Here is a 25,271-nt window from a genome sequence, read left to right as displayed (position 1 = left end):
AATGACCACCATTCAACTGCGCGATCTTCGCAAATCCTTCGGCGCCTTCGATGTCATCAAGGGCATCGACATGGACATCCGCTCCGGCGAGTTCATGGTCTTCGTCGGCCCTTCCGGCTGCGGCAAGTCCACGCTGCTGCGCCTCATCTGCGGGCTGGAGGAAATTACCAGTGGCACGCTCTCCTTCGATGGCGAGATGGTGAACCGCCTGCCGCCCGCCAAGCGTGGCGTCGCCATGGTCTTCCAGTCCTATGCGCTTTATCCGCACATGACCGTGTTCGAGAACATGGCCTTCGGAATGAAACTGTCAGGCGCGGACAAGGAACAGCGCAGGAAACGCGTGGAAGCGGCGGCCGAGATGCTGCAGCTCACACCCTATCTGGAACGTCTGCCGAAGCAGCTTTCCGGCGGCCAGCGCCAGCGTGTCGCCATCGGCCGCGCCATCGTGCGCGATCCGAAGGTCTTCCTGTTCGACGAGCCGCTCTCCAACCTCGATGCGGCATTGCGCGTTGCCACGCGTCTGGAAATCGCCAAGCTGCACCGCTCGATGCATGACACGACGATGATCTACGTTACCCACGACCAGGTGGAGGCGATGACACTCGCCGACCGTATCTGCGTTTTGCGGGACGGCAGGGTCGAGCAGATCGGCACGCCGCTGGAGCTTTACGAAAGCCCGGTCAACACCTTCGTCGCCGGCTTCATCGGCTCACCGAAGATGAACTTCCTCACCGGCAAATATGCGGAGGCCGAAGGGGCGAAAACCATCGGCATCCGCCCTGAACACATCACCATCGGCACCGATGGCAGCGGCTGGAGCGGCGAGATCGTGCATTCGGAAATGCTGGGATCGGACAGCTATATCTATGTCGAGATCGGCGCGGGTGAACCCGTCGTCGTTCGTGAAGAGGGCGTGACCGGCCGCACGGCCGGTGAACGCATCACCATCGCGCCGGATGCGACGCAGATACATCGTTTCGACGCAGAGGGCCGGGCGCTTGCCCGCAACCCTGCCCGGGGTGCCGCCTGAACATTCAACTTTCGCCGGGCTCACCCAAGGTCCCGGCTTTCACCGAGGAGCATGACAATGACCATCAACACCGTTGTATGGGGCGAAAATATCCACGAACACATCAATGAGACGGTGCGTTCGATCTATCCGAACGGCATGCACAACACCATTGCCGACGCGCTGAACCAGAATCCTGAGATCGACGCCACGACCGCCACGCTGCAGGAGCCGGAACATGGCCTTTCGCAGGAGCGCCTCGACAAGACCGACGTGCTGGTCTGGTGGGGCCACAAGGACCATGGTGCGGTGCAGGACGAGATCGTCGAGCGTGTTGCCAAACGCGTCTGGGAAGGCATGGGCCTCATCGTCCTGCATTCCGGCCACTTCTCCAAGCCGTTCAAGCGCCTGATGGGCACGCCTTGCGCGCTTAAATGGCGTGAGGCGGGCGAGCGTGAACGCCTGTGGACCATCAATCCGCGCCACCCGATTGCAGCCGGTCTGCCCGAGCATTTCGAGCTGGAAAACGAGGAAATGTATGGCGAGCAGTTTTCCGTGCCGGAGCCGCTGGAAACCGTCTTCATCTCCTGGTTCCAGGGCGGCGAAGTCTTCCGGTCCGGTCTTACCTGGCGCCGTGGTGCAGGCAATATCTTCTATTTCCGCCCCGGCCACGAGACCTATCCCACCTATCACGACGCCAATGTGCAGAAGGTCATCAGCAACTCGGTGAAATGGGCCTATAATCCGGTTGGCGCACTGAAAAGCATTCATGACGCCCCCAATGTTCCCGTCGACAAGGCGCTGGAGCCAATCGAAGAACGCGGCCCCAAGCTGCACAAGGCAGGCGAAGCAGGTTACAGGTAAAAAGCCATGAGACTTCTCATTCTCGGAACCGGCGGCATGGCCAACAACCATGCCACCTATTTCTCGCAAATCCCCGGCGTCGAACTGGTCGCGGCAGTGGATGTGGACGATGTGGTGGTGCGGGGCTTTGCGCTGCGCCACAACATTCCGCTCTCCTTCACCTCACTGGATGACGCCATTGCCTGGGGTGAATTCGATGCGGCGGCGAATGTCACGCCGGACGCGATCCACCACCCCACCAGCCTTAAACTGCTGGCGGCCGGCAAGCATGTCTTCTGCGAAAAGCCGCTGGCGGAAAACTACGCCAAGGCCGCCGAAATGGCCGATGCCGCCGAAAAAGCCGGCCTCATTGCCATGGTCAACCTCACCTATCGCAACGTTGCCCCCTTGCAGGCGGCGCGTGAGATGGTGCTGGCAGGCAAGATCGGCAAGGTGCGGCATCTGGAAGCCTCCTATCTCCAGAGCTGGCTCGTTTCCAAGGCCTGGGGCGACTGGATGACGGAGAGCAAGTGGCTGTGGCGGCTTTCCACCAAGCATGGCTCAAACGGCGTGCTTGGTGATGTCGGCATCCACATTCTCGACTTCGCCTCCTATGGCGCGGGCAGCGATGTGGAACGCATCTTCACGCGGCTGAAGACCTTCGACAAATATGAAGGCAACAAAATTGGCGTCTACGACCTCGACGCCAATGACAGCTTCACCATGACCGCCGAGCTTGAAAACGGTGCCATGGGCGTCATCCATGCCAGCCGCTGGGCGACGGGTCACTTGAACGAACTTCGTCTGCGTATCCATGGCGACAAGGGAGCATTGGAAGTGATCCACACCCCGGATTATTCCAGCCTGCGCGCCTGCATCGGCGAGGATGTGGAAAAGGCGATCTGGAAGACAATCGATGTCGACCCGGTGCCGACGAATTACGAAAAATTCGCCAAGGCCGTCATGGAAGGCGACCCCGCCGATCCGGATTTCCGTCATGCCGCCAATCTGCAGAAGGTGCTCGATTTGTCGATCATCGCGGATCGGGAGAGGCGTGAGGTGGCTGTTTCGGCTTGATTTGCGAATGTGCGGCGGCACAAGCCGCCGCATGGATTGCTGCAAAGGGCGCTCCTCGCTCTCCGTCAGCGAGGACTTGATCCGGGGTCCAGCCACGGCGCAGACGCGCCTTGGCTGGATGCCGGATCAGGTCCGGCATGACGGAGGGAACTTATAACTCCCTCAAACCCCGCGCTTATTCCCCCACAACAGCACATGCAGCTGCGGCAGCACCCGGGCGGAAAACCAGCGGTCTTCGCTCACCTTGTCCACCAGCCACAACATCCGGTCCATCACCCCGTCGATATCCACCCGCGCATCGTCGTCATCCGGCGGCGGCGGAGTATGGTTGCCGGGCTGGAGATAGACAGGCAAATGCGGGAAACGCGCGGATGCCGCCTTGGCATAGGCATAATCCGCATCGTCGAACACCACGATCTTTAGCGCCACCTGCGGTTCGTCGCCGGCGGCGGCAAGACAGTCTTCGAAGGCCTGCCAGTCCGTTTCCATGCCGCTCGATGGCGGCTTGGGGCTCAGCACCAGATGGTCGAGATCGGCAAACCAGTCTTTCGCGATGCTGCCCTGCGTTTCCAGCGCGAAACGATACCCCTCGCCCTGCCCCTTCGCGATCAAGGCCCCGAGCGGTTGAATGGCCGGATTGCCGCCTGAAAGCGAAACCGTCAGCGGCACGCCGCCGGAAAGCCGCCGCACCTCCTGCCAGATCATCTCGACCGGCATCGGCTTCCATGTATCGCGGTACTCGCTGTCAACGGCATGCAGCGTATCGCACCAGGAACAACGATAGTCGCAGCCGCCGGTGCGCACGAAAACGGTCGGCAGACCGATCAGCAGGCCTTCGCCCTGAATGGTCGGGCCGAAGATTTCGCTGATGCGGATCGTGGTCTCCTTGGCTGCAATCTTGTGTGCAACCGCCGTCATGGCCGGTATTCCGCCCAGGTCTTGGCGGTTTCGCTGACCCGCACGGCGCTGGTTTCCGGCAGGCGATCCTTGCACCAGTCGTAAAAATGCTTCGCCAGACATTCCGCCGTCACCCGGTCATGGCCAAGAACGTCGTTCAGGTGGCGATGGTCGAAATGATCGTCGATATAGCGTTTCAGCGGTGCAAGCTCGTGATAGTCGCGCACAAAACCGTGCTCGTTCAGCGCTTCGCCTGCCAGCTCGATCTCGACGATGTAATTATGCCCGTGGAGGCGATTGCATTGGTGATCCGACGGCAGGCTTTTTAACTGGTGCGAGGCGGAGAAGTGAAATTCCTTGGTGATGCGGAACATCAGCGCACCTCCTGCGCCGCATAGGCATGGGTGGCCGCCACCCAGAAATCCGGGTCCTCATAGTCGGTCGGATCGGTGACACCGGCCAGATGAAAGGCCTCGCGCCGTTCCACGCAGGTGCCGCAGCGGCCGCAGTGGCGCAAGCCGCCCTTGTAACAGGACCATGTTTCGCCAAAGGGCGTGCCGTATTTCGCACCATCGGTCACAATCGCCGCCTTGGAAACGGTGACATAGGGGGCGAAGAGCTTGACGTCGGCATAACCTTCCAGCGCATGCGCCTGCATGGCATTGAAACTGTCGATGAAACCCGGCCGGCAATCGGGGTAGATGAAGTGATCGCCGCCATGCACGGCAATCGCCACGGCATCCGCCTGCTGCGCGGCGGCCAGCCCAAAAGCGATGGTGAGCATGATGGCGTTGCGGTTCGGCACCACGGTGGAGCGCATGGTCTCTTCCGCATAATGCCCGTCCGGCACCTCCACGTCGTCGGTCAGCGCCGAACCGGTGAGATGGGCGCCGATGGTTCTGATATCGATGATATGATGCGGCACGCCGAGACGCCTTGCGCAATCGGCCGCGTATTCCAGCTCCTTCCTGTGGCGCTGGCCATAATCGAAGGAGACGAGAGCAAGAAGTTCGTGTTCCGCCGCGATTTTATGCGCAAGCGAAACGGAGTCCAGTCCGCCGGAGCAGATGACGATGGTTTTCATAATTTGGGATCCCTTGTTTTGACCGGGTGGGCTGCGACCGGATTACGGGGAGCGGCTTTAAACCAAACCGACGGGCTTGTGAAGGGCTTTGCGGAAATCGCGCAAAGCCACGCCATCACGAAAACGCCCCTCGGCAGCAACAAGATGAAACAATCGGGACATATGCGGGAAACCGGCACGATCTAGAACGATGCGAAATCTGCTGTTCTTGAAGGGTCTTGCCAATGGTGGCGGCTGATACATTTCTGTTTTCGCTGAGCAACCTCAGCTCTCTCGGCACCGGCCTGCTGATGGCGATGGCGGGCATGCTTTATGTCACGCTCACCATTCGCGGGCTGATCACCGCCATACGTCATGGATAAGGCTCTCGACACAAAACGCCACCGGTTCAAGCGCAATCTCACCACAGCGCTCGTTGTCGCCTCGGCGGCGCTCGTCGCGGCTGTTGGCATAGCCCCTTTCGTGTTCCTGATCTGGATGGTCAGGACCGTTGCGCGCTGGCTGGGTCTTTTTGTCGGCCTATGAAAATCTGATGAACACGCGACGCTCGCCATTAAATGGCTGAGCGGAAAAGGCCCGGCGAACTGGCAGTGCGCCGGGCCTTTTTTGCGTTGGCTTTGCGCTCAGCGCAGCAGCGCCTGCGCCTCCTCGATGCCGAGTGCCGCCGGCTGGGTGCAGGTCGTCGTCATTTCGATGAAACGGCCCTCCTCCCCGGACTTCAGGATCGAGGTCATCACATCGATGCCGTGCAGGGAGCGCTCCAGCGAGCAACGGGCATCGCGGCCTTCCAGAATAGCGATTGCCATATCGGCAAGGCCCGCCGTGCGATAATTGGCACGCGGGCCATTGGGGCTTTCCTGATTGGCGATGCCGAAAGGATGCGCCCAGTCTTCCAGCGGCTGGATATTTTTGTCCCGCCCGCTCGCTTCCACCACGCCGCCGAAGAAATTCGGGTCAGGCACGTAGATCGAGCCTTCCGTGCCGTAAAGCTCCATATTGGCGTGGCGGTGCGACCAGACATCCCAGCTTGCCGAAAGCGTGATCGTCGCGCCGTTCACGAATTCTAGCAGGGCATGGATATTCGTCGGTGTTTCAACCGGGATGATCTCGCCGTTCAGCGGCTGGCTGGTCACCGTACGGGTCGGATTTGCCATCGAGGTCAGTGCGCCGACGCGCTTCACCGGACCGATGAGGTTGATGAGATTGGCGACGTAATAGGGGCCGAGATCGAGGATCGGCCCGCCGCCCTTCAGGAAGAAGAAGCCCGGGTTCGGGTGCCACATCTCCATGCCGGGGCTCATCACATGGCAGGTGCCGGAGGTGATGCGCCCGACCTTGCCGTCATCGATATATTGCCGGGCAAGCTGATGCGCGCCGCCGAGGAAGGTATCCGGCGCGCAGCCGACGGAGAGGTTCTTCTCGCGGGCAATGCGCCGCAGCTCCTCGCCTTCCTCCAGCGAAAGCACCAGCGGCTTTTCCGAATAGACGTGCTTGCCCGCCTCGAGGGCGGCTTTCGACACCGGAAAATGCGCGGCGGGAATGGTGAGATTCACCACCACATCGATATCCTTGTTGGCGAGCAGCTCCTCGATGGACTGCGCGACAACACCGAATTCTTCCGCCCTCAGCTCCGCCGCATTGCGGTTGAGGTCGGCGCAGGCAAGCACCTTGATGCCCTTGAAGAGCGGTGCCAGCGAGAAATAAGCAGACGAGATATTGCCGCATCCGATGATGCCGACGCCAAGATCCCTGGCCATGATGCAAACTCCGAAATTGAAACTTAGTAGGTTTTGAAAGATGCGATCGAGCGGGTGATCAGCCGGTCGATATCCTTGGGATTGTCGTGCTCGACCACGAAATGTTTCGTGGCCGATTTCGCCTTCAGCGCCGCGACGAGGCCCTTCCAGTCCACTGTACCATGGCCGACATCGGCCCAGCCATCCTCATCCGCATTCTCGCCTGCTGGTGCGATATCCTTCACATGTACCGCAGTAATGCGTTTGCCATAGCTTTCGATCCAGGCGAGCGGATCGGCATTACCTCTGATAATCCAGGCGATATCCGCCTCCCATTTCAAATCCGGGCCACCGGCAAAAATCTGTTCCTGTGGGGTGGAACCGTCGCCAAGCGTCTTGAACTCGAAATCGTGGTTATGCCAGCCGAAGACCAGCCCGGCATCGACGAAAGGCTTGCCGGCTTCCTGCAGGCGCTTGCCGAAAGCGAACCAGCCTGCGGCATCTGTCGGGCGCTGGTCAGGCATCAGATAAGGGCAATAGATCGCCTCCACACCCAGAACTTTCGCGATGTTCAGCGCCTTTTTCGGGTCGCCCTCAAGAAGGTCGAGGCCGAAATGGCCGGTCGGCATGGCAAGGCCATTGGCGTCGAGTTCGGCGCGCAGGCCTTTCAAACCGGCATCATCCAGCGAAGCGTACATCGCGCCATAACCTTCGACATGTTTATAACCCGCCGCCGAAAGCTTCTTCAGAATGTTGGAAAAAGGCTGGAAATTACGGGCGCTGTAAAGCTGGAAACCGAGTTCTGTCATTGTCTCCTCCATAGAGATCTGGGTCTTGGGATTGTGTGGGGGTAAATCGAAGCTGTTCTAGAGCCGGTCCTCGCTTTGTGCGTCGAACAGCGAGGCCATCGTCATGTCGAGGCCGAGGCGCACCTTGGTGCCGGGTGAAAACCGCCTGTGGCCGCCGACACGCACGGACATGGTATGCCCGGCATGTTTCAGCCAGATCAGATTGTCGGCGCCCATCGGTTCCTCGATATCGACAATCGCCTCATGCACTTCGCCGCCGACAATATCGGCATCGACGCGCACATGTTCGGGGCGGACACCCAGAACCACGGCACGGCCGGCGGCGAGCGGCGTTTCCGCATGATAGCCATCCAGCGAGAAAGTCACGCCATTGGTGGTGAAGACCACCTTGCCGTCCTTTTCGATCAACTCGCCGCGCAGGAAATTCATCGAGGGCGAGCCGATGAAACCGGCGACGAAGAGGTTTCGCGGCTTGTTGTAGATGGTGACGGGATCGGCAAGCTGCTGGATGACGCCGCTTTTCATGATGGCGATGCGGTCCGCCAGCGTCAGCGCCTCGATCTGATCATGCGTCACATAGATCATGGTGTTCTTCAGCGACTGGTGCAGCCGCTTGATTTCGACGCGCAGTTCCGAGCGCAGCTTGGCGTCGAGGTTGGAGAGCGGCTCGTCGAACAGGAAAACATCCACATCCCGCACCAGCGCCCGGCCGATGGCCACACGCTGGCGCTGGCCGCCGGAAAGCTCGGCGGGCTTGCGCTTCAACAGCGGCTCGATCTGGAGGATGCCGGCCGCTCTTTTCACACGCCGGTCGATCTCCTCTTTCGGCACCTTGGCGACCTGCAGGCCGAAGGACAGGTTTTTCTCCACCGTCATCTGCGGATAAAGCGCATAGGACTGGAACACCATACCAATGCCGCGATCCTTCGGCTCTTCCCAGGTGACGTTGCGGTCCTTGATGAATATCTGTCCGTCGGTCGGCTCCAGAAGACCCGCGATGCAGTTCAGAAGGGTCGACTTTCCGCAGCCGGAAGAACCGAGCAGCACGAGGAATTCGCCGTCGTAAATATCGAGATTGAGGTCTTTCAGCACGGTAACGGCGCCGAAGGACAGGGAAAGATCGCGAATGGAAACGCTTTTGTTCATATAGCTCAACCTTTTACTGCGCCGGCAGCAATGCCGCGCACGAATAGCCTGCCGGAGATGAAATAGACGATCAGCGGCACGGCCCCGGTCAGAAGGGTGGCGGCCATGTTGACGTTATATTCCTTCACGCCCTGCACGGAGTTGACGATATTATTGAGCTGCACGGTCATCGGGTAATATTCCGGCCGCGTGAACACCACGCCGAACAGGAAGTCGTTCCAGATGCCGGTCACCTGCAGGATCATCGCCACGACGAAGATCGGCAGCGACATGGGCAGCATGATGCGGAAATAGATCTGCCAGAAATTGGCGCCATCGATGCGCGCCGCCTTGAACAATTCCTCCGGCAGCGAGGCGAAATAATTGCGGAACAGCAGCGTCAGGATCGGCATGCCGAAAATGGTGTGCACGATGACGAGGCCGGTCAGCGTGCCATAAACACCCATTTCGCGCAGCACGATGACGATCGGATAGATCATCACCTGATAGGGAATGAAAGCACCGATGATGAGGATGGAGAAGAAGAGTTCCGATCCCTTGAACTTCCAGTTCGCCATGGCATAGCCGCTGACGGAGGCGACGACGATCGAGATCACCACCGAAGGCACGAGGATGCGCACCGAATTCCAGAAGCCGCGTGAAAGCCCGTCGCAGTTCAAGCCCGTGCAGGCATTGGCCCAGGCCTTCACCCAGGGCTCGAAAGTGATTTCCACCGGCGGCGCGAAGATGTTGCCGAGCCGGATTTCCGGCATGCCCTTCAGCGAGGTGACGACCATCACGTAAAGCGGCAGCAGGTAATAGGCGGCAGCCACGATGAGCGTGCCGTAAAGAATGATGTTGCGCCGGGAAAAGGTTTTCCTCGGCTTCCTGCCGCGCGGGCCGGAAAGGTCCTGGGCAACCGCATCGCTGGCGGCAACAACCGTGTTCAATGTGCTGATATTAGCCACGCTTCTTGCCTCCGAATTCGAGGTAGGCCCATGGAATGATGATGATCGCGACCGTCAGGAGCATCATTGTCGAGGCGGCGAAGCCCTGCCCCAGGTTCTGTGCCTGGAACATGTAGTCATAGACATATTTCGCCGGCACTTCGGACGCGATGCCCGGCCCGCCGCTGGTCTGCGCCACGACAAGATCGTAGACCTTGACGATACCGCTGGCGATGATGACCAGCGTGGTGATGAAGACCGGCCGCATCATGGGAATGATGATGAGAATATAGGTCTTCCACATCGGAATGCCGTCGACACGCGTCGCCTTCCAGATGTCCTCATCGATACCGCGAAGACCCGCGAGCATCAGGCACATGACGAGCCCCGTGCCCTGCCAGAGTGCCGCGATCAGGATGCCGTAGATAACGATCTGGGAATTATAGAGCGGATCGAAGGTGAAACTTTCCCAGCCCATCGAGCGAACCACTGACTGGATGCCGAATTCCGGATTCAGCAGCCATTGCCAGACGAGGCCGGTGACGATGAAGGACAGGGCGAAAGGATAGAGGAAAATGGTGCGGAAGGTGTTTTCGAAACGAATTTTCTGATCCATCAGCGCCGCCAGCACGAAACCGATGACGAGGCTGAAAATAAGCGACAACACGCCGTAGATCGCCAGATTCTGGATGGATACGATCCAGCGTGGTGCTGCCCACAAACGCTCATATTGATCGAAACCGATGAAACTCGCGCGCGGCAGAAGCTTTGAATTGGTGAAGGAATAAACCACCGTCCAGATCGTTCCGCCGAGGAAGATCACCATGGCGGTCAGTATCATGGGAATGGAGGCAATCTTGGAATTGAGATTGCGGAAAAGCTGGTTGGGGCGCCCCGAGCGCGCTTGACCTGCCATGTTACCTCCTCCTGTAACGTTACAGTCAACAGTCAGGCAAAAAACCTCACCGCATGAAACCCCTGCCCGTGCTGATGATTGTTGCACAGGCAGGACGCTGGAAAGGAAAGCGGCGAACCGCTTTCCCACCCGGAGAGATCACACTCAGTCCGCCGAACCGATAATGTCCGCGAAGCGCTTCTGCCCGTCTTCCGCCGACATCGAGCCCGCGAAGAATTCCGCCATCAGGTCTTCCTTCTGTTTCTGCGTATCGGCGGAAATCAGCTGGTCGGTGCTGGTCAGGGCATTGCCCTTGGCCAGAATTGCCAGACCCTTTTTCATGCAGTCATTGGCTGCATTCAGATCGACGTCGCCGCGGATCGGCAGCGAGCCTTTCTTCAGGTTAAAGGCCACCTGCGTTTTTGGATCGACGATGGTTGCGGCGAGAACGTCCTGCGCCTTGGTTTTCGCCTCGTCCTTCAAAACAGGGAAATAAAAGGCGTCGCCGCCCGTGGTGAGATATTCACTGAGGCCAAGACCGGGAAGGCAGGAATAATCCGTGCCGGCTTTCTGATTGGCCAGCTGGAATTCACCCTGCGCCCAGTCACCCATGATCTGGCCGCCGGCCTTGCCGGTGATGACCATGTTGGTGGCCTGGTTCCAGTCCTGAACATTGGTGCCCTTGGCCATGTCGCGCGCCTCGACGGCAGCCGCGAAAATCTTCGCCATCTCGGGCCCGGCTGCCGCCTCGGCATCCTTGTCGCCATAGACCTTCTGATAAAGGTCCTTGCCACCGATCGAAAGCGTCAGCGTGTCGAAGAGGCCGTTGGCCTGCCATGCCTGCCCACCGAGCGCGAGCGGCTGGATGCCGGCCTTTTTCAGCGCCGGCGCGGCGGCAACGAATTCCGTCCAGTTCTTCGGAACCTCGACGCCCGCCTTCTTGAAGGCTTCATTGGAAAGCCATAGCCATTGCCAGGAATGGATGTTTACCGGCGCGCAGTAAATCTTACCGTCGATAGTGCAGCTGTCGAGCAGGCTTGCCGGCTTGATGACGTCCTTCCAGTTGCCCTTTGCGGCAACATCGGACAGGTCGCGCATCAGGCCCGCCTGCACCAGCTCTTCCGCCTGACGGCCGTGGTTGAACTGGGTCGCGCCCATCGGGTCGCCGCCGGTGATACGGCTGATCATGATCGGACGAGCCGTGCCGCCCGAACCGGCAATCGCGCCATCCACCCATTTGTTGCCGGTGGCGTCGAAAGCCTTAGCCAATTCGGCGACCGCTGCGGCTTCGCCGCCCGATGTCCACCAATGGGTCACCTCAAGATCGGTGGCCCCGGCGATACCCGCCGGAATCATGACGCTGGCCAGAAAAGCCGCAGAAATAACACGCATTCGCATGAGTCTCCTCCCTCACTGAAACGTTGCAGTTGGAACGTATGCGAAGATTTTTGATTAGGCAACCGCCTAAAATACGAATCTCACAGCGCCGTCAGGGGGCATTTCGAACGATTGGGAAATGCGCCGGATAGGTATACGGCACAGGGGATTGCGCTGTGTAATCCACACGCAATGCCAGTCGCTTACAAAACTTCGTGGTGAATAAAACAGGCGAAGAGACCATGAAGCGCTGGCATATTCTTTTGGTCATCGGACTGGCTGGCGTCGCATCGCTTTTATTGGCGACATTTGAGCAGCTTGTACCGGGACAGCAAGTTTCATTCGGAATGCGCCTGCTGATCCTCATCCAGCCGGCAATACTGACCGTTGCGGCGGTTGCAACCGGTCAGGCTCTGGCCGCAAAACTCGGGCTTGGCGCGCCCTTGGTCGATAGCTGGCTGACGGGCGGCAACCCGCGCGCGGTGCTGGGAACACAGGTGCCGCCCGCACTGGCGGTGGGCATTGCCGTCGGCCTGCTGATGATCGCCTATTCATCGGCGATCCTGCCATCGGTCGCGGATGCGGCCACCATGGCAAAAATGACCGCGTTTAATGTCCCGCTGGCGACCCGGATTCTCTATGGCGGAATCACGGAGGAGCTATTGACCCGATGGGGCCTGATGTCGTTTCTCGCCTGGGCGCTCTGGCGCATGACAGGAAGAGGACAGATTCGACCGGTGATTTTGTGGGCCGCCATCCTTATGGAGGCGGCGCTCTTCGCCGCAGGTCATCTGCCGTTTCTGTTTGCGATTGTCGCTCGGCCGCAGGCGGCGCTGATCCTTGCAGTCCTACTCACCAATTTCATTCCCGGCCTGCTGTTCGGATGGCTGTTCTGGCGTCGGGGGCTGGAAGCGGCGATGCTTTCCCATACCCTTGCCCATTGCGTGAACGCGCTGATCGCCTGAGCCGAAAAGGCGAGCCGGACAATATCCCTCTCACCTTCTCCAAACCTTCGGTGCTGGCGGCAATTCTATTGCCTTTTATAATCGTCCTCGATGCGGATGACATCGTCCTCGCCGATATAGGCTCCGGTCTGGATTTCGACCAGTTCGAGCGGGATCTGCCCCTCATTGGCAAGCCGGTGCGGCTGGCCGATCGGGATATAGACCGACTGGTTCTCCGTCAGCAACTTCGTCTCCTCGCCGATCGTCACCGTCGCCGTGCCCTTGACGACGATCCAGTGTTCCGAGCGGTGATAATGTTTCTGGAACGAGATGCGGTGGCCGGGATCGACCGTGATGTGGCCAACCCGGTAACGCTCATCCACATACATGTGCTCGATATAACCCCAGGGGCGATAGACGCGCTTGTGGGTCTGCGTCTGCGGCGCATGTTCGCCGTCCTTCAGCGTCTCCACCAGACCCTTCACATCCTGCACCCGTTTTTTCGGCACCACCAGAACAGCATCCTTGGTGGCCACCACCACCATGTCTTTGGCACCCACCACCGTCGTCAGCAATTGCGTCGAATGGATGAGGCAGCCTTCGGAATCGATGAAGACGCCGTTGCCTTCCAGCGCATTGTCGTTGCCGCGCTTGTCGGCGATTTCCCAGATCGCATCCCAGCTGCCGATATCCGACCAGCGGAAATGACCATGCACCACCGCCATGCGTCTGGTTTTCTCGATCACCGCATAGTCGATGGAGTTTTTCGGGGAAGCCTCGAAGCTTGCCTGATGCAGGCGCACGAAACCGAGGTCGCTTTCATATCGCTCGACCGCCTGCGTCACCGCCGCCAGGATTTCCGGGGCGAAGGCCTTCAGTTCGGCGATCATCACATCGGAGCGGAACAGGAAGTTGCCGGAATTCCAGAGATAACCCTTTTCCAGATAGGAGATCGCCGTCTTCATATCCGGCTTTTCCACGAAGGCATCGACGGTGCTGAGGTCTTTTTCGCCATCGATCGCCTCGCCCGGCTTGATATAACCGTAGGAGGTGCGCGGTTCGGTGGGCACCAGGCCGAAGACGACGATATTGCCCTGATCGGCGGCTTTTGCGCCGAGTTTCACGGCCTCTGAAAACTTGTCGGCATCGAGCACCACATGGTCGGCGGCAAGCGCCAGCACCAGGCATCCGGGCTCGCGGCGCTCGGCCAGCACGGCGGCGGCGGCCATGGCGGCGGCGCTGTCGCGGCGGGCGGGCTCCAGCACCACGGTTGCCGGCAGATCGATCTCTTCGGCCTGGCGGCGTGCGAAGAACCGGAAATCCTCATTGGTGATCACCAGCGGCTCGGCATAAAGGCCCTTGTCGCCCACCCGCTGCAGCGTCTGCTGATAGGTCGAAAGATTGCCGACCAGCGGCTGGAACTGCTTGGGCAACTGATCGCGCGATACCGGCCAAAGCCGCGAACCAGCGCCGCCAGCAAGAAGAACCGGCGTGATCTTTCGAGAGTGTTCCTTCACAATAAAACCTTTCCAACTCTAAAAATTTCCCGGCGCGCCGGACAATATACATATTTCGAAATACCGCCATCATCGGTTCACGGGCGGATAAGCGCAAGCTCATAAATTCGCCTTGTGAAAGCTTGGTGAACGGACGATGGGGCATTTAGAGGCATGTCGATTGCCTGCGGACCCACCCCGCTAACGCCAGGCGGCGGGCGAGGTTCCACGCGTGACAGGCACGGCAGGCGGCGAAGCGGATGGTGAGCGGGAATTAATCGATTGAATCGGCCGCAAATTTCATCACGCTTAAATTTGCTGCACTGAACAACATTCAAGGCTTGGCAGGCGCGCGAAAAATACAATAACAACGGCGGATATTTTTACACTGTTATCGACACGAAAGCACGCTCAGCCCATGTCCGACACAACGAAACCCGCCAGCACCCGAACATCGGTTACGGATCAGGAAGCCCTGGATTTCCACGCGGAAGGCCGGCCGGGCAAACTGGAAATCACCCCGACCAAACCGATGGCGACGCAGCGGGACCTGTCGCTTGCCTATTCGCCGGGCGTCGCCGTGCCGGTGAAAGCCATCGCCGAAAATCCGGCGACCGCTTACGACTATACCACGCGCGGCAACATGGTTGCGGTCATCTCCAACGGCACCGCCATCCTCGGCCTCGGCAATCTCGGAGCGCTCGCCTCCAAGCCGGTCATGGAAGGCAAGTCGGTCCTTTTCAAGCGCTTCGCCGATGTCGATTCCATCGATCTTGAGGTCGATACCGAAGACGCCGATGAGTTCATCAATTGCGTGCGTTATCTCGGCCCCTCCTTTGGCGGCATCAATCTGGAAGACATCAAGGCGCCGGAATGTTTCATCATCGAAAGCCGCCTGCGCGAGCTGATGGACATTCCCGTTTTCCATGACGATCAGCATGGCACTGCCATCATCGCCGCCGCTGGCCTCATCAACGCCATCGAACTGACGGGCCGCGACTTCAAGACAACGAAGCTCGTCTGCAACGGCGCGGGTGCGGCGGCGATCGCCTGTATGGACCTTATCAAGGCCATGGGTTTCAACCCTGAAAACATCACGCTCTGCGATACCAAGGGCGTGATCTATCAGGGCCGCACCGAAGGCATGAACCAGTGGAAATCCGCCCACGCGGTGAAAACCAACAACCGCACGCTGGCGGAAGCCATGAAGGGCGCTGATGTGGTATTCGGCCTCTCCCAGAAGGGCGCTTTCAGCGAAGAGATGATCCGTGCCATGGCGCCGAAGCCGATCATCTTCGCCATGGCCAATCCCGACCCGGAAATCACCCCCGAGGAAGTATCGCGCATCCGCGACGACGCCATCATGGCGACCGGGCGTTCGGATTACCCGAACCAGGTCAACAATGTCCTCGGCTTCCCCTATATCTTCCGCGGCGCGCTCGATGTCCGCGCCAGCCAGATCAATGACGCGATGAAGATCGCGGCGGCACAGGCGCTGGCCGATCTTGCCCGCGAGGATGTTCCTGATGATGTGGCCGCCGCCTATCAGGGCAACCGCCCGCGCTTCGGATCGCAATATATCATTCCGGTTCCCTTCGATCCGCGCCTGATCTCGGCCATTCCGGTGGCCGTGGCCAAAGCCGCCATCGAAACCGGCGTCGCCCGCCGCGAATTGCCCGATCTCGACGCCTATGCCCGCGAGCTTTCCGCCCGCCGCGACCCGATGGCCTCCACCACGCAGCGCCTTTACGAGCGCGTGCGCCGCTCGCCGAAGCGGGTCGTTTTTGCGGAAGCCGAAGAAGAACAGGTCATGCGCGCGGCGATTTCGTTCACCGCGCAGGGCCTCGGCACCGCCATCCTGCTCGGCCGTGACGATATCATCAAGGCCAATGCGGAGCGCGCCGGCATCGATCTCGACCGCGCCAATATCGAGATCACCAACGCCCGCCTTTCCAGCCGCGTCGATGCCTATGTCGATTATCTCTATGCGCGTTTGCAGCGCGGCGGTTTCCTGCTGCGCGACGTGCAGCGTCTGGTTCACAACGACCGCAACCATTTCGCCGCCTGCATGGTGGCTATGGGCGATGCGGATGCCGTGGTGACAGGCGTTACCCGTAACTATTCAACGGCGCTGGAAGATATCCGCCGCTGCATCAACACCAAGCCTGGCCATCGCGTCATCGGCGTTTCGCTGGTCGTCTCGCGCAACCGCACCGTCTTCGTTGCCGATACCGCCGTGCATGATATGCCGAATGCGGAAGACCTTGCCGATATCGCCGAAGAAGCAGCCGGCCTTGCCCGTCGTTTCGGTTACGAGCCGCGCGTTGCCATGCTCGCCTATTCCACCTTCGGCCAGCCGACCGGCGAACGTTCCGACAAGGTGCGCGAGGCGGTGAAAATTCTCGACAGGCGCAACGTCAATTTCGAGGTCGACGGCGAAATGTCGGCCGATGTGGCGCTGAACCATCACCGCATGCAGAGCCAGTATCCCTTCGCCCGGCTTTCCGGCCCGGCCAATGTGTTGGTCATGCCCGCCATCCATTCCGCCTCCATCTCCACCAAGATGCTGCAGGAACTGGGCGGCGCAACCGTCATCGGCCCGCTTCTTGTCGGTCTCGACAAATCGGTACAGATCACCTCGATGGGCGCGAAGGACAGCGACATCGTCAACATGGCGGCAATCGCGGCCTATAATGCCGGACGATAAGAACAGGGCGTGCGGCTTTTTTCTTCTCCCCGCCGGGGAGAAGATGCCCCAAAGGGGCAGATGAGGGGGCACGCTCTCCGCATATCGCTGGCCTCGCCCCCTCATCCCGCTGCCGCGACCTTCTCCCCGACGGGGAGAAGAGACGAGCCGGATGCGCTCGCTCCGCACATGGCCATCCGGTCCTCAGCGACATCCGGACTACTCTCCCGCTCCTGACAAACCGGCACATAGCAAGGGAGGAAAAGAACAGGATTCTACAATTCAAAATTATTAGGATAATTTTTCCCTCCAAAAGATTTATTGGAACCGGATTTTATTCATACTATTTTTCACGCAATGCCAATTCTCGCTCTTGGCGGGTGCCTCATGTAGTTTCCACCTACAATCAAAAGGAAATATCCATGGCCCTCTCTTTCTCCAGATTTGCCGCAAAACTCATTGCCGGAACCGTTGTCATCGCTTCGATGGCCACTGCCGCTCACGCGGATGCAACGCTCGACCGGATTAAGGGTCGCGGCAAGCTCACTGTCGGCGTTATCCTTTCCGGCGCGCCTTTCGGCTTTATCGATCCGAAGACGCAGGAGCAGAAGGGTCTCAACATCGACGTCGCCAAGGCGCTGGCCGCCGGCCTCGGTGTCGAGCTGGTCACCGAAACCGTGACCCCGCCCAACCGCGTGCAGTTCCTGCAGCAGGGCAAGGTCGATATTCTGATCGCCAACATGCAGTACACGGAAGAGCGCGCCAAAACGCTCGATTACGTACCGACCCCCTATGACCGCCAGGGCGGCGCCGCCATCGGCCGCAAGGACAGCGGCATCAAGGACTGGCCGGACCTGAAGGGCAAGATCGCCTGCGTTTCGCAAGGCTCCAACTACACCCAGCCGCTGATCGAGCAATATGGCGCGCAGGTAAAGGCGCTGCCAAGCCAGCCGGAATCGCTGCTTGCACTCAAGGGCGGCAATTGCGACGTCTCCGTTCACGTCAACGGCACGCTGAGCCTGATGCTTCAGGACCGCGCCGATGAGTGGAAGGATTACGGCATCCTCATCCCCACCGACCTTATCCCGTCTGATTCCGTGATCTGGCTGCGCAAGGGCGAAAGCGACACGCAGGCCGCTCTCGACAAGATCGTCAAGGAATTGCACGCCTCCGGCAAGATGCTCGAATTCGCCAAGGCCAACCGTCTGCCGAGCATCGGCTATATGGAAGAGCAGCAGAAGAAGCTTTCTGCCGCCCAATAAGGACAGGTGCAGGACTTTTCCGTTATCTGCACGTCCCCATCGCAGGTGATGACGGCGGCAAAAGGGTGGAGTGATTTCCCCTGACCATCAGGAACGGCCGGTTTCGCCTGCCGTTCTTTTCTGCTTTATAACAAGGCAGGCCATTCTGGCGCCGCCCGCCGGGCGGCACCCGCAATAACAGCATGGATTTCCGATGCAGGATGGATTTACAGCGCGCTTCATAGAACTGACCGCGCATCTCGGCCTCAACTATGACTTTCTGAACAGCGGTTACGAGGTTCAGATCTGGCTCGACGGCATGAAGATGACGTTGATCCTCGTCGCCGTCACTTTGCCGCTCAGCCTCGTCTTCGGCTTCATTTTCGCGGCCATGCTGACATCGGGCAAGGTCTGGCTTGCCGGCCCCGTGCGCGCCTATGTGGAACTGACGCGCAACACGCCGACGCTGGTGCAGCTGATGTGCGGTTTCCTCGTGCTCAACATGCTGATTTCTAACGCTCTCGGCGGCGCGCAGAACAATCCGCTGACACCCTTTTTCTGGGTCGTCGCCATCACCGGCCTGCACATTGCCGCTTTCCATGCGGAAGCGTTGCGCGGCGGTATCGAGGCGGTGCCGGCGACCACCATCGAGGCGGCGCGTGCGATCGGTTTCAGTTCCTTCGAGATTTTGCGTTATGTGGAGTTTCCGCTGGCCATCCGCACGGCGCTGCCCTCCATCATCAACAACCTCGTCAATCTGGTGAAGCTCACCACGGTCGGCTCGGCAATTGCGGTGGGTGAAATCACCTATGCCTCGATCCTGATCTGGACGCAGCGCGACAATGTGGTCGAGCTGATGATCGTCATCCTGATCTTCTTCAGCGTCATCAATTTTATCGTCGCAAGGGCCGGTCTCTGGCTTGAGCGGCGTCTTGCGGTTCCGGGGTTCGGTCAATGAGTGCGGTGGTCTCTCCAACACAGGCGGTGAGGAAGCCACCTTTCGGCACCATTCTGCTGCTCGGCGTGTTGATTGCCGTCATTCTGTGGCTGATCCTCGACCCGTCCCTCGGTCAGGTGCTGCTGCAATGGCTGCCCTATCTGGCCAAGGGTTTTGCAATGAACGTGCTGATCAGCATCCTTGCGATCGCCATCGGCACCTTCATCGGCGTCCTCCTCGGCATCATGGAGCTTGCGCCCTACCGCCTCGTGCGCGCGCCGGCGCTCACCTATGTCCAGATATTCCGCAACGCCCCGCATCTGGTGCTGATCTTTGCCGCGACCTACATCTTCCCCTTCGAGATCGTCGCTTTTGGCAACTACATTCCCTTCCCGGACTGGATCAAGGCCGTCGTCGGTCTCGCCATTCCGGCCAGCGCCCATATCGCCGAAATCACCCGTGGCGCCATCCAGTCCATTCCGACGGCGCAATGGGAAGCGGCGCAGGGGCTGGGTTTTTCGCGCAACCAGACACTGCGCTGGATCATCCTGCCGCAATGCGTGAAGCGTTCGCTGCCGCCATGGATGAACCTTTATGCGTCGATCACCATGGGTACGGCGCTCGCCTCACTGGTCGGCGTGCATGAGTTGCTGCATGCCGCAACAGACGCAAGCACCGCCGTGCAGCGCAACGATTTCACCGTCGTGGTCTACCTCACCGTTCTGATGGCGTTCTTCCTGTTCTGCTATCCCGTCTCCCGTTTCACGCAGCGCCTCGAGCGGCGCTTCGCTTCCCGCTGATTGGAACAAGCCATGTCCGCACCCGCACCACAAACCGCCGCAAAAGCACTGGTTGAACTGGAAGGCATACACCTGTCCTTCGGCGACAATCAGGTCCTGAAGGGCATCGACCTTACCGTGAACAAGGGCGACGCCGTCTCCATCATCGGCCCTTCCGGCTCCGGCAAGTCCACCATCCTGCGCTGCATCAACGGCCTGCTCATTCCGCAATCCGGCAAGATCACCGTCGGCGGCACACGAGTGGACCTGCTGAAAACCGAGGCTGAACGCATCGCGCTGCGCAAGCGCATCGGCATCGTGTTCCAGCAATTCAACCTCTTTCCGCATCTGACGGTGATGGAAAACATTACCATCGCGCCCATCAAAATCCTCGGCACGCCGAAAGCTGAAGCCGAGCGCCATGCCCGCGAATTGCTGGAAAAGGTCCGCCTTTCCCAGAAGGTCGATGCCTATCCCGGCCAGCTTTCCGGCGGCCAGCAGCAGCGCGTGGCCATTGCCCGCGCGCTTGCCATGCGGCCGGAACTGGTGTTGTTCGATGAGGTCACATCCGCACTCGACCCCGAAACCGTGGGCGAAGTGCTCGCCGTCATCCGCGATCTCGTCAATGATGGCATGACCAGCATTCTCGTCACGCACGAAATGCGTTTTGCCGAAGAAATCAGCGACAATATCGTCTTCACCGAAAATGGCCTGATCGTCGATCAGGGCACGCCCGAGCACATCTTCTACAAGTCGACAAATCCGCGCATCAACGCCTTCGTCAAGGGTCTTGGCGGACAGGTGGCACGGGTGAATGACGGCGAAGGGATCTGATGCCATGACCGCAGACGAAAAGCTCACCCTTCATCTTGCAGAAGCGATTGCCGCCTCCGATCCCCTGCGTGATGAGGATGCGGTGGCCATCGCCCGCACGGCGCTGATCGATTTTTTCGCCTGCGTGCTGGGCGGCGCTGCCGACAGAAGCACGAAAATCCTGATCGACAGCTTTACACCCGGAACGTCAGGCACGGCGGGCATTATCGGCCACGATCTGCGCACGGATACCTTCACCGCCGCCCTCATCAACGGCCACGCCGGGCATGTGCTTGACTATGACGATGTGCACGGCAGCGTGCGCGGCCACCCGACTGTCGCCATCATTCCCGCTTTGCTGGCTGTCGCGGTCGAAGAGGGCTCCACGGCCGATGCCTTCATCGCCGCCTATATCGTCGGGCTGGAAACCATGGCGCGTCTCGGCCTCTCGCTCGGCACCAGGCATTACGAAAACGGCTTCCACGCCACCGCCACGCTCGGCCCCATCGGTGCCGCGGCAGCGATTGCCCATCTCCTGAAATTCGATCCGCAGACAACGGCCGTTGCGCTCGGCCTTGCCGCCACGCAATCGGCCGGGCTTCGCCTGCAATTCGGGTTTGATGCCAAGCCACTGCATGCCGGGCTCGCCACGCGTGCCGGCCTTACCGCCGCGCGGCTGGCGCGAACCGGCTTTCAGGGCGCTCCAGATTTTCTGGAAAAACCCATCGGTTTTTATTCCGCCTTCGCCTTTGGCGCCGAGCAGCCGAAACGTGTTCTCTCCGGCTGGGGCGCACCCTGGCAGATCGTCTCGCCCGGCCTCACCCTCAAGGCCTTTCCCTGCTGCACCGCCAGCCATCCCGTTGCCGTCGGCGCGCTGGCGCTGCGCAACAGCAATAATCTGACGCCGGACGAGATAGAGACGGTCACCATCACCTTCCCGCCGGGCGGCGATGCCGCTCTCGTCGGACCGGCCACGCCCACGACCGGCATCGATGCGCGCTTCAGCGCCGAATATGTCTTTGCCGCAGCGCTGACGGATGGAGCGCTCGGCATCGGCCATTTCGACGAACGCCCGACGCGCGACGATCTGCTTGCCCTTTCCGCCAAAGTCTCACGCCGGCATGACGAGACCGCCCGCCGCCTCTCGCCCGATCCGACCACCCGGTTCGTGGTCATCGACGTGACGAGGAAGGACGGCACGGTGCTGTCGCGCCGTGTCGACGGCCTTCCTGGCATCGATGACCCGACCGAAAAATTTGCCGACGCGACCGGCGGCAATGAGAAATTCGCCGGCATTCCGGCACTGGTGCGGTCCATGAAAACCGCAGCTGACCTCAGAAAGCTCGAAACGCTTCTGGTATCGCAAATATAACTCGACCGACATGAAGGCATGATCACCATGACCACCACGACACGCAAAAGACAGATGCATCTCGGCCTTTTCCTGCAGGGCGCGGGGCACCACGTTTCCGGCTGGCGTCACCCCGATGCCGAAGCCGGCAGTGAAAATTTCGATCTGCTCACCCGTGTTACGAAAATGGCCGAAGCGGCGAAGTTCGACATGGTATTCTTGGCCGACGGCTTGACCAGCGGTGTCGACGCCCATCCCTCGATGATCGCGCGTTTCGAGCCGCTGACCCTGCTTGCTGCGCTGGCCATGGTCACCGACAAGATCGGACTGGCGGCCACCGCCTCCACCACCTATGGCGAGCCCTACCACACCGCCCGCGCCTTCGCTTCCATCGATCATCTGAGCCACGGCCGTGCGGCGTGGAACATCGTCACCACCTCTTATGCCCGCACGGCGGCGAATTTTTCCAAGGACCATCCCGAGCATGACGAGCGTTATGCGGTGGCGGAAGAATATGTGAATGTCGTTCGCGGCCTGTGGGACAGCTGGGATGACGACGCCTTCGTCAAGGACAAGCAGGCGGGCCGCTACGTCGATCCGGAAAAGGTCCATATACTCAACCACGAGGGCAAATATTTCACGGTCAGGGGACCGCTCAATATTCCGCGCTCTCCGCAGGGCCACCCGGTTCTCATCCAGGCCGGCTCTTCCGGGCCGGGGCAGGATCTCGCCGCCCGCACCGCCGATATCGTCTTCACCGCCCAGCAGGCGATTTCCGAAGCGCAGGCCTTCTATACGAGCCTTAAAGCCCGCGTGGAAAAATTCGGCCGCGATCCGGCGAGCGTCGCCGTGATGCCCGGCTTCATGCCGATCATCGGCAGGAGCTTTGAAGAGGCTGGCGAAAAACTGAAGGAACTGAACCGCTGGACCGATATCAAGAGCGCAATGCCGCTGCTTGAAGAACGCATCGGCCATAGCCTCACTGATTACGATCTCGACGGTCCGCTGCCGGACCTGCCGATTTCCGACCAGCTGCGCAGCCGCGCCGAACTTCTGACCGAACTGGCGCGCCGCGAAAAGTTGACGATCCGGGAGCTGGCGCTGCGCGTCGCCGCCGGCCGCGGCCACCATATCGTCATGGGCACGGCCAAGGATGTGGCGGACCGAATGCAGGAATGGTTCGAAAACGGTGCGGCCGACGGTTTCAACGTCATGCCGCCCTTCTTCCCCGGCGGGCTGGAGGAATTCAATCGCGAGGTCGTTCCGCTCCTGCAGGAACGCGGCCTGTTCCGCAAGGACTACGAAGGCTCGACGCTGCGCGACCACCTCGGTATCGAACGACCGGCGCTGCGGTGAAAAAGCAATGCGGATGCCCGTTCAAAGGCATCCGCATCCACCGAATCTCATTCTCAAGCTGAAGCGGGCCTGAGCCCGCTCCTTACGCGGCCGCTCTTGCCGACGTCTGGTCGCGCCGGGCCGTATTCGGAGCATCCGGGCGGGTGGACGATCCGTCTTCCCGCTGAACCGTACGGCGGTTCAGCTTGAACAGGCTGACAAGCTGCGCCAGCGCATCCGCGCCCTGCGCCAGCGTCGTGCTGATCACCGTGGTACGGGCGCTCATCGCCGCATTCTCCTGCGTCATCCGGTCCAGCCGGCTGACCGCCTTGTTGATCTCGCTGATGCCGACAGCCTGTTCGTCCGCCGCCTTGGCGATCATGTCGACATTGCCGTCAATGTGCCTGACCAGCGCATCGATCTGCTTCAGCGCTTCGCCGGTTTCGCCCACCAGCCTGACGCCTTCCAGAACCTCGGTGCCGGAATTGTTGATCAGCGCCTTGATTTCCTTCGCGGCATTGGCGGAACGCTGCGCCAGCTCGCGCACTTCCTGAGCCACGACGGCAAAACCCTTGCCCGCATCACCCGCACGGGCGGCCTCCACGCCGGCATTTAGCGCCAGCAGGTTCGTCTGGAAGGCGATTTCGTCGATCACACCGATGATCTGGCTGATTTCCCGCGAAGCCGTCTCGATACGCTGCATGGCATCGACCGTCCGCTCCACGACCTCGGTGGAAGCCACGGTGGATGTCCGCGCGCTCTGAACGAGCTTGCGCGTCTCTTGCATATTTTCTGTCGAGGAACGGACCGTCGCGGTGATTTCTTCGAGCGCTGCCGAAGTCTCCTCGAGCGCCACCGCCTGCTCACGCGAACGGTCGGCGAGATTGACGGAGGCTTCGCTGACTTCCTGGCTGCTTCGGGTCAGGTCTCCGGTCTGGCCGAGAACGTTTTCCAGCGTCTTCTGGAATTCGGCGATGGATTTATTGAAATCGTGGCGCAGCCGTTCGAACTCGCCGACGAAGGGTTTGTCCAGCGTAATACGGATATTGCATTGAGAAAGCCGCTCGAGCGCAGCACCAAGTTCCTCGACCGCATGCATCCGGTCCGTCACATCGAAAGCGAATTTCACTACCTTGAAGACGCGGCCCCGATCATCGATGATCGGATTATAGGAGGCCTGAATGAAGACGCGTTTGCCATCCTTGCCAAGGCGCATGAACTGCCCCGTCGAGAAGTGGCCCTTTCCGAGTTCCTTCCAGAAATCCCGATAGTCCTGCGACTGGGCATAGGCAGGCTCGCAGAACATCGAATGATGTTTCCCGATGATGTCTTCCGCCGTGTAACCGAGCGTCGCGAGGAAATTTTCGTTGGCGCTGAGGATTTTCCCTTCGGGCGTAAATTCGATTATGGCCTGCGCGTGGGAGAGCGCCGCCAGTTTCCCGTCATCCTCAGCGCTCTTGCGCTTGATCGAGGTGATGTCGGTTGCAATCTTGACCACCTTGTAGGGCTTGCCGAAACGGAACACGGGATTGTAGGAAGCTTCGATCCAGATTTCGTCGCCATTCCTGGCCCGACGTCGATACTGACCCTGATCGTATTCGCCACGCGACAGCCTCGCCCAGAAGCTCTTGTATTCAGGCGAGGCCGCATCTTCGGGAGACAGGAACATGCTGTGGGTACGCCCAACGATTTCAGACTGCTGATAGCCGACGGCCTTGCAGAAATTATCGTTCGCTTTCAAAATCTTGCCGGTCAGATCGAACTCGATGATGGCCTGTGAGCGGCTAAGCGCATCAAGCACCGCAGAAGCGTCAAGACCAAGTTTAGAAAAGTAAGACATCTTTTTGAAACCCCCAAACAGTAATCCATATGCAGACCTGCTCCACCCTC

The 25,271-nt window shown here is 60.0% G+C and carries 24 protein-coding genes; 13 read left to right on the top strand and 11 right to left on the bottom strand.

The annotated features are described in order from the left end of the window. The first annotated feature begins 1 nt into the window (after position 1). Genes PIB16_RS13285 through PIB16_RS13275 form a run of 3 tightly spaced genes read left to right on the top strand, consistent with a single transcriptional unit; the run spans position 2 to position 2,929 of the window. Positions 2-1,030: an ABC transporter ATP-binding protein gene (locus PIB16_RS13285; protein WP_271045731.1), complete on the top strand. Its 1,029-nt coding sequence runs from the start codon at positions 2-4 to the stop codon at positions 1,028-1,030. 57 nt (positions 1,031-1,087) lie between these two features. Beyond that, entirely contained in the window at positions 1,088-1,873 is a 786-nt protein-coding gene (locus PIB16_RS13280) for a ThuA domain-containing protein (RefSeq protein ID WP_174039898.1), read from the top strand. 6 nt (positions 1,874-1,879) lie between these two features. Beyond that, positions 1,880-2,929 (top strand): Gfo/Idh/MocA family protein, encoded by a 1,050-nt coding sequence (locus PIB16_RS13275; RefSeq protein WP_220318530.1) that lies wholly within the window; start codon positions 1,880-1,882, stop codon positions 2,927-2,929. A 162-nt stretch (positions 2,930-3,091) separates the two neighbouring features. Here the strand turns inward: PIB16_RS13275 and queE are convergent, their stop codons facing one another. The 3 genes from queE to queC are packed head-to-tail and all read right to left on the bottom strand — an operon-like array spanning position 3,092 to position 4,910. Next, positions 3,092-3,847, bottom strand: a complete 756-nt coding sequence (gene queE, locus PIB16_RS13270) for a 7-carboxy-7-deazaguanine synthase QueE (RefSeq protein ID WP_065656299.1) — start codon at positions 3,845-3,847, stop codon at positions 3,092-3,094. After that, the gene (queD, locus tag PIB16_RS13265) at positions 3,844-4,200 is read right to left on the bottom strand and encodes a 6-carboxytetrahydropterin synthase QueD (RefSeq protein ID WP_020811477.1); all 357 of its coding nucleotides are present in this window, start codon (positions 4,198-4,200) and stop codon (positions 3,844-3,846) included. Before queD ends, queE begins: the two co-directional genes overlap by 4 nt. Continuing rightward, positions 4,200-4,910 (bottom strand): 7-cyano-7-deazaguanine synthase QueC, encoded by a 711-nt coding sequence (gene queC, locus PIB16_RS13260; RefSeq protein WP_065656300.1) that lies wholly within the window; start codon positions 4,908-4,910, stop codon positions 4,200-4,202. Before queC ends, queD begins: the two co-directional genes overlap by 1 nt. A gap of 224 nt (positions 4,911-5,134) precedes the next feature. Here queC and PIB16_RS13255 point away from each other — a divergent pair, with 224 nt between their 5' ends. Both PIB16_RS13255 and PIB16_RS13250 read left to right on the top strand, forming a co-directional pair. After that, positions 5,135-5,272, top strand: coding sequence for a hypothetical protein (locus PIB16_RS13255; RefSeq protein WP_162934174.1), 138 nt, complete (start codon positions 5,135-5,137; stop codon positions 5,270-5,272). After that, positions 5,265-5,435: a hypothetical protein gene (locus PIB16_RS13250; RefSeq protein WP_162934175.1), complete on the top strand. Its 171-nt coding sequence runs from the start codon at positions 5,265-5,267 to the stop codon at positions 5,433-5,435. The genes PIB16_RS13255 and PIB16_RS13250 overlap by 8 nt, the downstream gene beginning before the upstream one ends. A 98-nt stretch (positions 5,436-5,533) precedes the next feature. Here the strand turns inward: PIB16_RS13250 and PIB16_RS13245 are convergent, their stop codons facing one another. The 6 genes from PIB16_RS13245 to PIB16_RS13220 form a co-directional block, all read right to left on the bottom strand. Then, positions 5,534-6,667 carry a Gfo/Idh/MocA family protein gene (locus tag PIB16_RS13245; RefSeq protein WP_271045730.1) on the bottom strand — a complete coding sequence of 378 codons (1,134 nt, stop codon included), beginning with the start codon at positions 6,665-6,667 and terminating at the stop codon, positions 5,534-5,536. Positions 6,668-6,690: 23 nt separating this feature from the next. Beyond that, a complete protein-coding gene (locus tag PIB16_RS13240; RefSeq protein WP_065656302.1) occupies positions 6,691-7,455 on the bottom strand; it encodes a sugar phosphate isomerase/epimerase family protein in 765 nt (254 codons plus the stop codon). Positions 7,456-7,512: 57 nt separating this feature from the next. Further along, positions 7,513-8,601 (bottom strand): ABC transporter ATP-binding protein, encoded by a 1,089-nt coding sequence (locus tag PIB16_RS13235; RefSeq protein WP_271045729.1) that lies wholly within the window; start codon positions 8,599-8,601, stop codon positions 7,513-7,515. Positions 8,602-8,606: 5 nt separating this feature from the next. After that, a complete protein-coding gene (locus tag PIB16_RS13230) occupies positions 8,607-9,548 on the bottom strand; it encodes a carbohydrate ABC transporter permease (RefSeq protein ID WP_271045728.1) in 942 nt (313 codons plus the stop codon). Continuing rightward, positions 9,541-10,443, bottom strand: a complete 903-nt coding sequence (locus PIB16_RS13225; protein WP_059758547.1) for a carbohydrate ABC transporter permease — start codon at positions 10,441-10,443, stop codon at positions 9,541-9,543. The genes PIB16_RS13230 and PIB16_RS13225 overlap by 8 nt, the downstream gene beginning before the upstream one ends. A gap of 144 nt (positions 10,444-10,587) precedes the next feature. Further along, the gene (locus PIB16_RS13220) at positions 10,588-11,820 is read right to left on the bottom strand and encodes an ABC transporter substrate-binding protein (protein WP_003525113.1); all 1,233 of its coding nucleotides are present in this window, start codon (positions 11,818-11,820) and stop codon (positions 10,588-10,590) included. A 221-nt stretch (positions 11,821-12,041) separates the two neighbouring features. Between PIB16_RS13220 and PIB16_RS13215 the strand changes: the two genes are divergently transcribed. Beyond that, complete coding sequence (locus tag PIB16_RS13215) at positions 12,042-12,764, top strand: CPBP family glutamic-type intramembrane protease (RefSeq protein ID WP_078052522.1); 723 nt, start codon at positions 12,042-12,044, stop codon at positions 12,762-12,764. A gap of 65 nt (positions 12,765-12,829) precedes the next feature. On the opposite strand, the gene PIB16_RS13210 is transcribed toward PIB16_RS13215, so the two are convergent. After that, positions 12,830-14,260, bottom strand: coding sequence for a mannose-1-phosphate guanylyltransferase/mannose-6-phosphate isomerase (locus PIB16_RS13210; RefSeq protein WP_271045727.1), 1,431 nt, complete (start codon positions 14,258-14,260; stop codon positions 12,830-12,832). A 397-nt stretch (positions 14,261-14,657) separates the two neighbouring features. Between PIB16_RS13210 and PIB16_RS13205 the strand changes: the two genes are divergently transcribed. From PIB16_RS13205 to PIB16_RS13175, 7 genes are all read left to right on the top strand, one after another. After that, on the top strand, positions 14,658-16,946 hold the full coding sequence (locus PIB16_RS13205) for an NADP-dependent malic enzyme (protein ID WP_142844632.1): 2,289 nt from the start codon (positions 14,658-14,660) through the stop codon (positions 16,944-16,946). 401 nt (positions 16,947-17,347) lie between these two features. Next, the gene (locus PIB16_RS13200) at positions 17,348-18,187 is read left to right on the top strand and encodes a transporter substrate-binding domain-containing protein (protein WP_271045726.1); all 840 of its coding nucleotides are present in this window, start codon (positions 17,348-17,350) and stop codon (positions 18,185-18,187) included. 193 nt (positions 18,188-18,380) lie between these two features. Next, a complete protein-coding gene (locus PIB16_RS13195) occupies positions 18,381-19,124 on the top strand; it encodes an amino acid ABC transporter permease (RefSeq protein WP_065657277.1) in 744 nt (247 codons plus the stop codon). Continuing rightward, on the top strand, positions 19,121-19,903 hold the full coding sequence (locus PIB16_RS13190; protein ID WP_125145747.1) for an amino acid ABC transporter permease: 783 nt from the start codon (positions 19,121-19,123) through the stop codon (positions 19,901-19,903). The genes PIB16_RS13195 and PIB16_RS13190 overlap by 4 nt, the downstream gene beginning before the upstream one ends. Positions 19,904-19,915: 12 nt before the next feature. Then, positions 19,916-20,716, top strand: a complete 801-nt coding sequence (locus PIB16_RS13185) for an amino acid ABC transporter ATP-binding protein (RefSeq protein ID WP_078052519.1) — start codon at positions 19,916-19,918, stop codon at positions 20,714-20,716. A 4-nt stretch (positions 20,717-20,720) separates the two neighbouring features. Further along, entirely contained in the window at positions 20,721-22,067 is a 1,347-nt protein-coding gene (locus PIB16_RS13180) for an MmgE/PrpD family protein (protein WP_271045725.1), read from the top strand. An 18-nt stretch (positions 22,068-22,085) separates the two neighbouring features. After that, positions 22,086-23,402, top strand: coding sequence for an LLM class flavin-dependent oxidoreductase (locus tag PIB16_RS13175; protein WP_271045724.1), 1,317 nt, complete (start codon positions 22,086-22,088; stop codon positions 23,400-23,402). A gap of 82 nt (positions 23,403-23,484) precedes the next feature. On the opposite strand, the gene PIB16_RS13170 is transcribed toward PIB16_RS13175, so the two are convergent. Then, positions 23,485-25,221, bottom strand: coding sequence for a methyl-accepting chemotaxis protein (locus PIB16_RS13170; protein ID WP_065657272.1), 1,737 nt, complete (start codon positions 25,219-25,221; stop codon positions 23,485-23,487). Between the last annotated feature and the right edge of the window lie 50 nt (positions 25,222-25,271).

Source organism: Agrobacterium sp. ST15.13.015 (genome assembly GCF_027871645.1).
Lineage (GTDB): Bacteria > Pseudomonadota > Alphaproteobacteria > Rhizobiales > Rhizobiaceae > Agrobacterium > Agrobacterium leguminum.
The sequence above is the reverse complement of the archived record's forward strand: the minus strand, read 5'-3'. Positions and strand labels throughout refer to the sequence as shown.

What these genes read in the sequence shown, in the direction of transcription:
- PIB16_RS13285 (WP_271045731.1), top strand. Translation starts at nt 2, where the DNA reads ATGACCACCATTCAACTGCGCGATCTTCGCAAATCCTTCGGCGCCTTC.
- PIB16_RS13280 (WP_174039898.1), top strand. Translation starts at nt 1,088, where the DNA reads ATGACCATCAACACCGTTGTATGGGGCGAAAATATCCACGAACACATC.
- PIB16_RS13275 (WP_220318530.1), top strand. Translation starts at nt 1,880, where the DNA reads ATGAGACTTCTCATTCTCGGAACCGGCGGCATGGCCAACAACCATGCC.
- queE (WP_065656299.1), bottom strand. Translation starts at nt 3,847, where the DNA reads ATGACGGCGGTTGCACACAAGATTGCAGCCAAGGAGACCACGATCCGC.
- queD (WP_020811477.1), bottom strand. Translation starts at nt 4,200, where the DNA reads ATGTTCCGCATCACCAAGGAATTTCACTTCTCCGCCTCGCACCAGTTA.
- queC (WP_065656300.1), bottom strand. Translation starts at nt 4,910, where the DNA reads ATGAAAACCATCGTCATCTGCTCCGGCGGACTGGACTCCGTTTCGCTT.
- PIB16_RS13255 (WP_162934174.1), top strand. Translation starts at nt 5,135, where the DNA reads ATGGTGGCGGCTGATACATTTCTGTTTTCGCTGAGCAACCTCAGCTCT.
- PIB16_RS13250 (WP_162934175.1), top strand. Translation starts at nt 5,265, where the DNA reads ATGGATAAGGCTCTCGACACAAAACGCCACCGGTTCAAGCGCAATCTC.
- PIB16_RS13245 (WP_271045730.1), bottom strand. Translation starts at nt 6,667, where the DNA reads ATGGCCAGGGATCTTGGCGTCGGCATCATCGGATGCGGCAATATCTCG.
- PIB16_RS13240 (WP_065656302.1), bottom strand. Translation starts at nt 7,455, where the DNA reads ATGACAGAACTCGGTTTCCAGCTTTACAGCGCCCGTAATTTCCAGCCT.
- PIB16_RS13235 (WP_271045729.1), bottom strand. Translation starts at nt 8,601, where the DNA reads ATGAACAAAAGCGTTTCCATTCGCGATCTTTCCCTGTCCTTCGGCGCC.
- PIB16_RS13225 (WP_059758547.1), bottom strand. Translation starts at nt 10,443, where the DNA reads ATGGCAGGTCAAGCGCGCTCGGGGCGCCCCAACCAGCTTTTCCGCAAT.
- PIB16_RS13220 (WP_003525113.1), bottom strand. Translation starts at nt 11,820, where the DNA reads ATGCGAATGCGTGTTATTTCTGCGGCTTTTCTGGCCAGCGTCATGATT.
- PIB16_RS13215 (WP_078052522.1), top strand. Translation starts at nt 12,042, where the DNA reads ATGAAGCGCTGGCATATTCTTTTGGTCATCGGACTGGCTGGCGTCGCA.
- PIB16_RS13205 (WP_142844632.1), top strand. Translation starts at nt 14,658, where the DNA reads ATGTCCGACACAACGAAACCCGCCAGCACCCGAACATCGGTTACGGAT.
- PIB16_RS13200 (WP_271045726.1), top strand. Translation starts at nt 17,348, where the DNA reads ATGGCCCTCTCTTTCTCCAGATTTGCCGCAAAACTCATTGCCGGAACC.
- PIB16_RS13195 (WP_065657277.1), top strand. Translation starts at nt 18,381, where the DNA reads ATGCAGGATGGATTTACAGCGCGCTTCATAGAACTGACCGCGCATCTC.
- PIB16_RS13190 (WP_125145747.1), top strand. Translation starts at nt 19,121, where the DNA reads ATGAGTGCGGTGGTCTCTCCAACACAGGCGGTGAGGAAGCCACCTTTC.
- PIB16_RS13185 (WP_078052519.1), top strand. Translation starts at nt 19,916, where the DNA reads ATGTCCGCACCCGCACCACAAACCGCCGCAAAAGCACTGGTTGAACTG.
- PIB16_RS13180 (WP_271045725.1), top strand. Translation starts at nt 20,721, where the DNA reads ATGACCGCAGACGAAAAGCTCACCCTTCATCTTGCAGAAGCGATTGCC.
- PIB16_RS13175 (WP_271045724.1), top strand. Translation starts at nt 22,086, where the DNA reads ATGATCACCATGACCACCACGACACGCAAAAGACAGATGCATCTCGGC.
- PIB16_RS13170 (WP_065657272.1), bottom strand. Translation starts at nt 25,221, where the DNA reads ATGTCTTACTTTTCTAAACTTGGTCTTGACGCTTCTGCGGTGCTTGAT.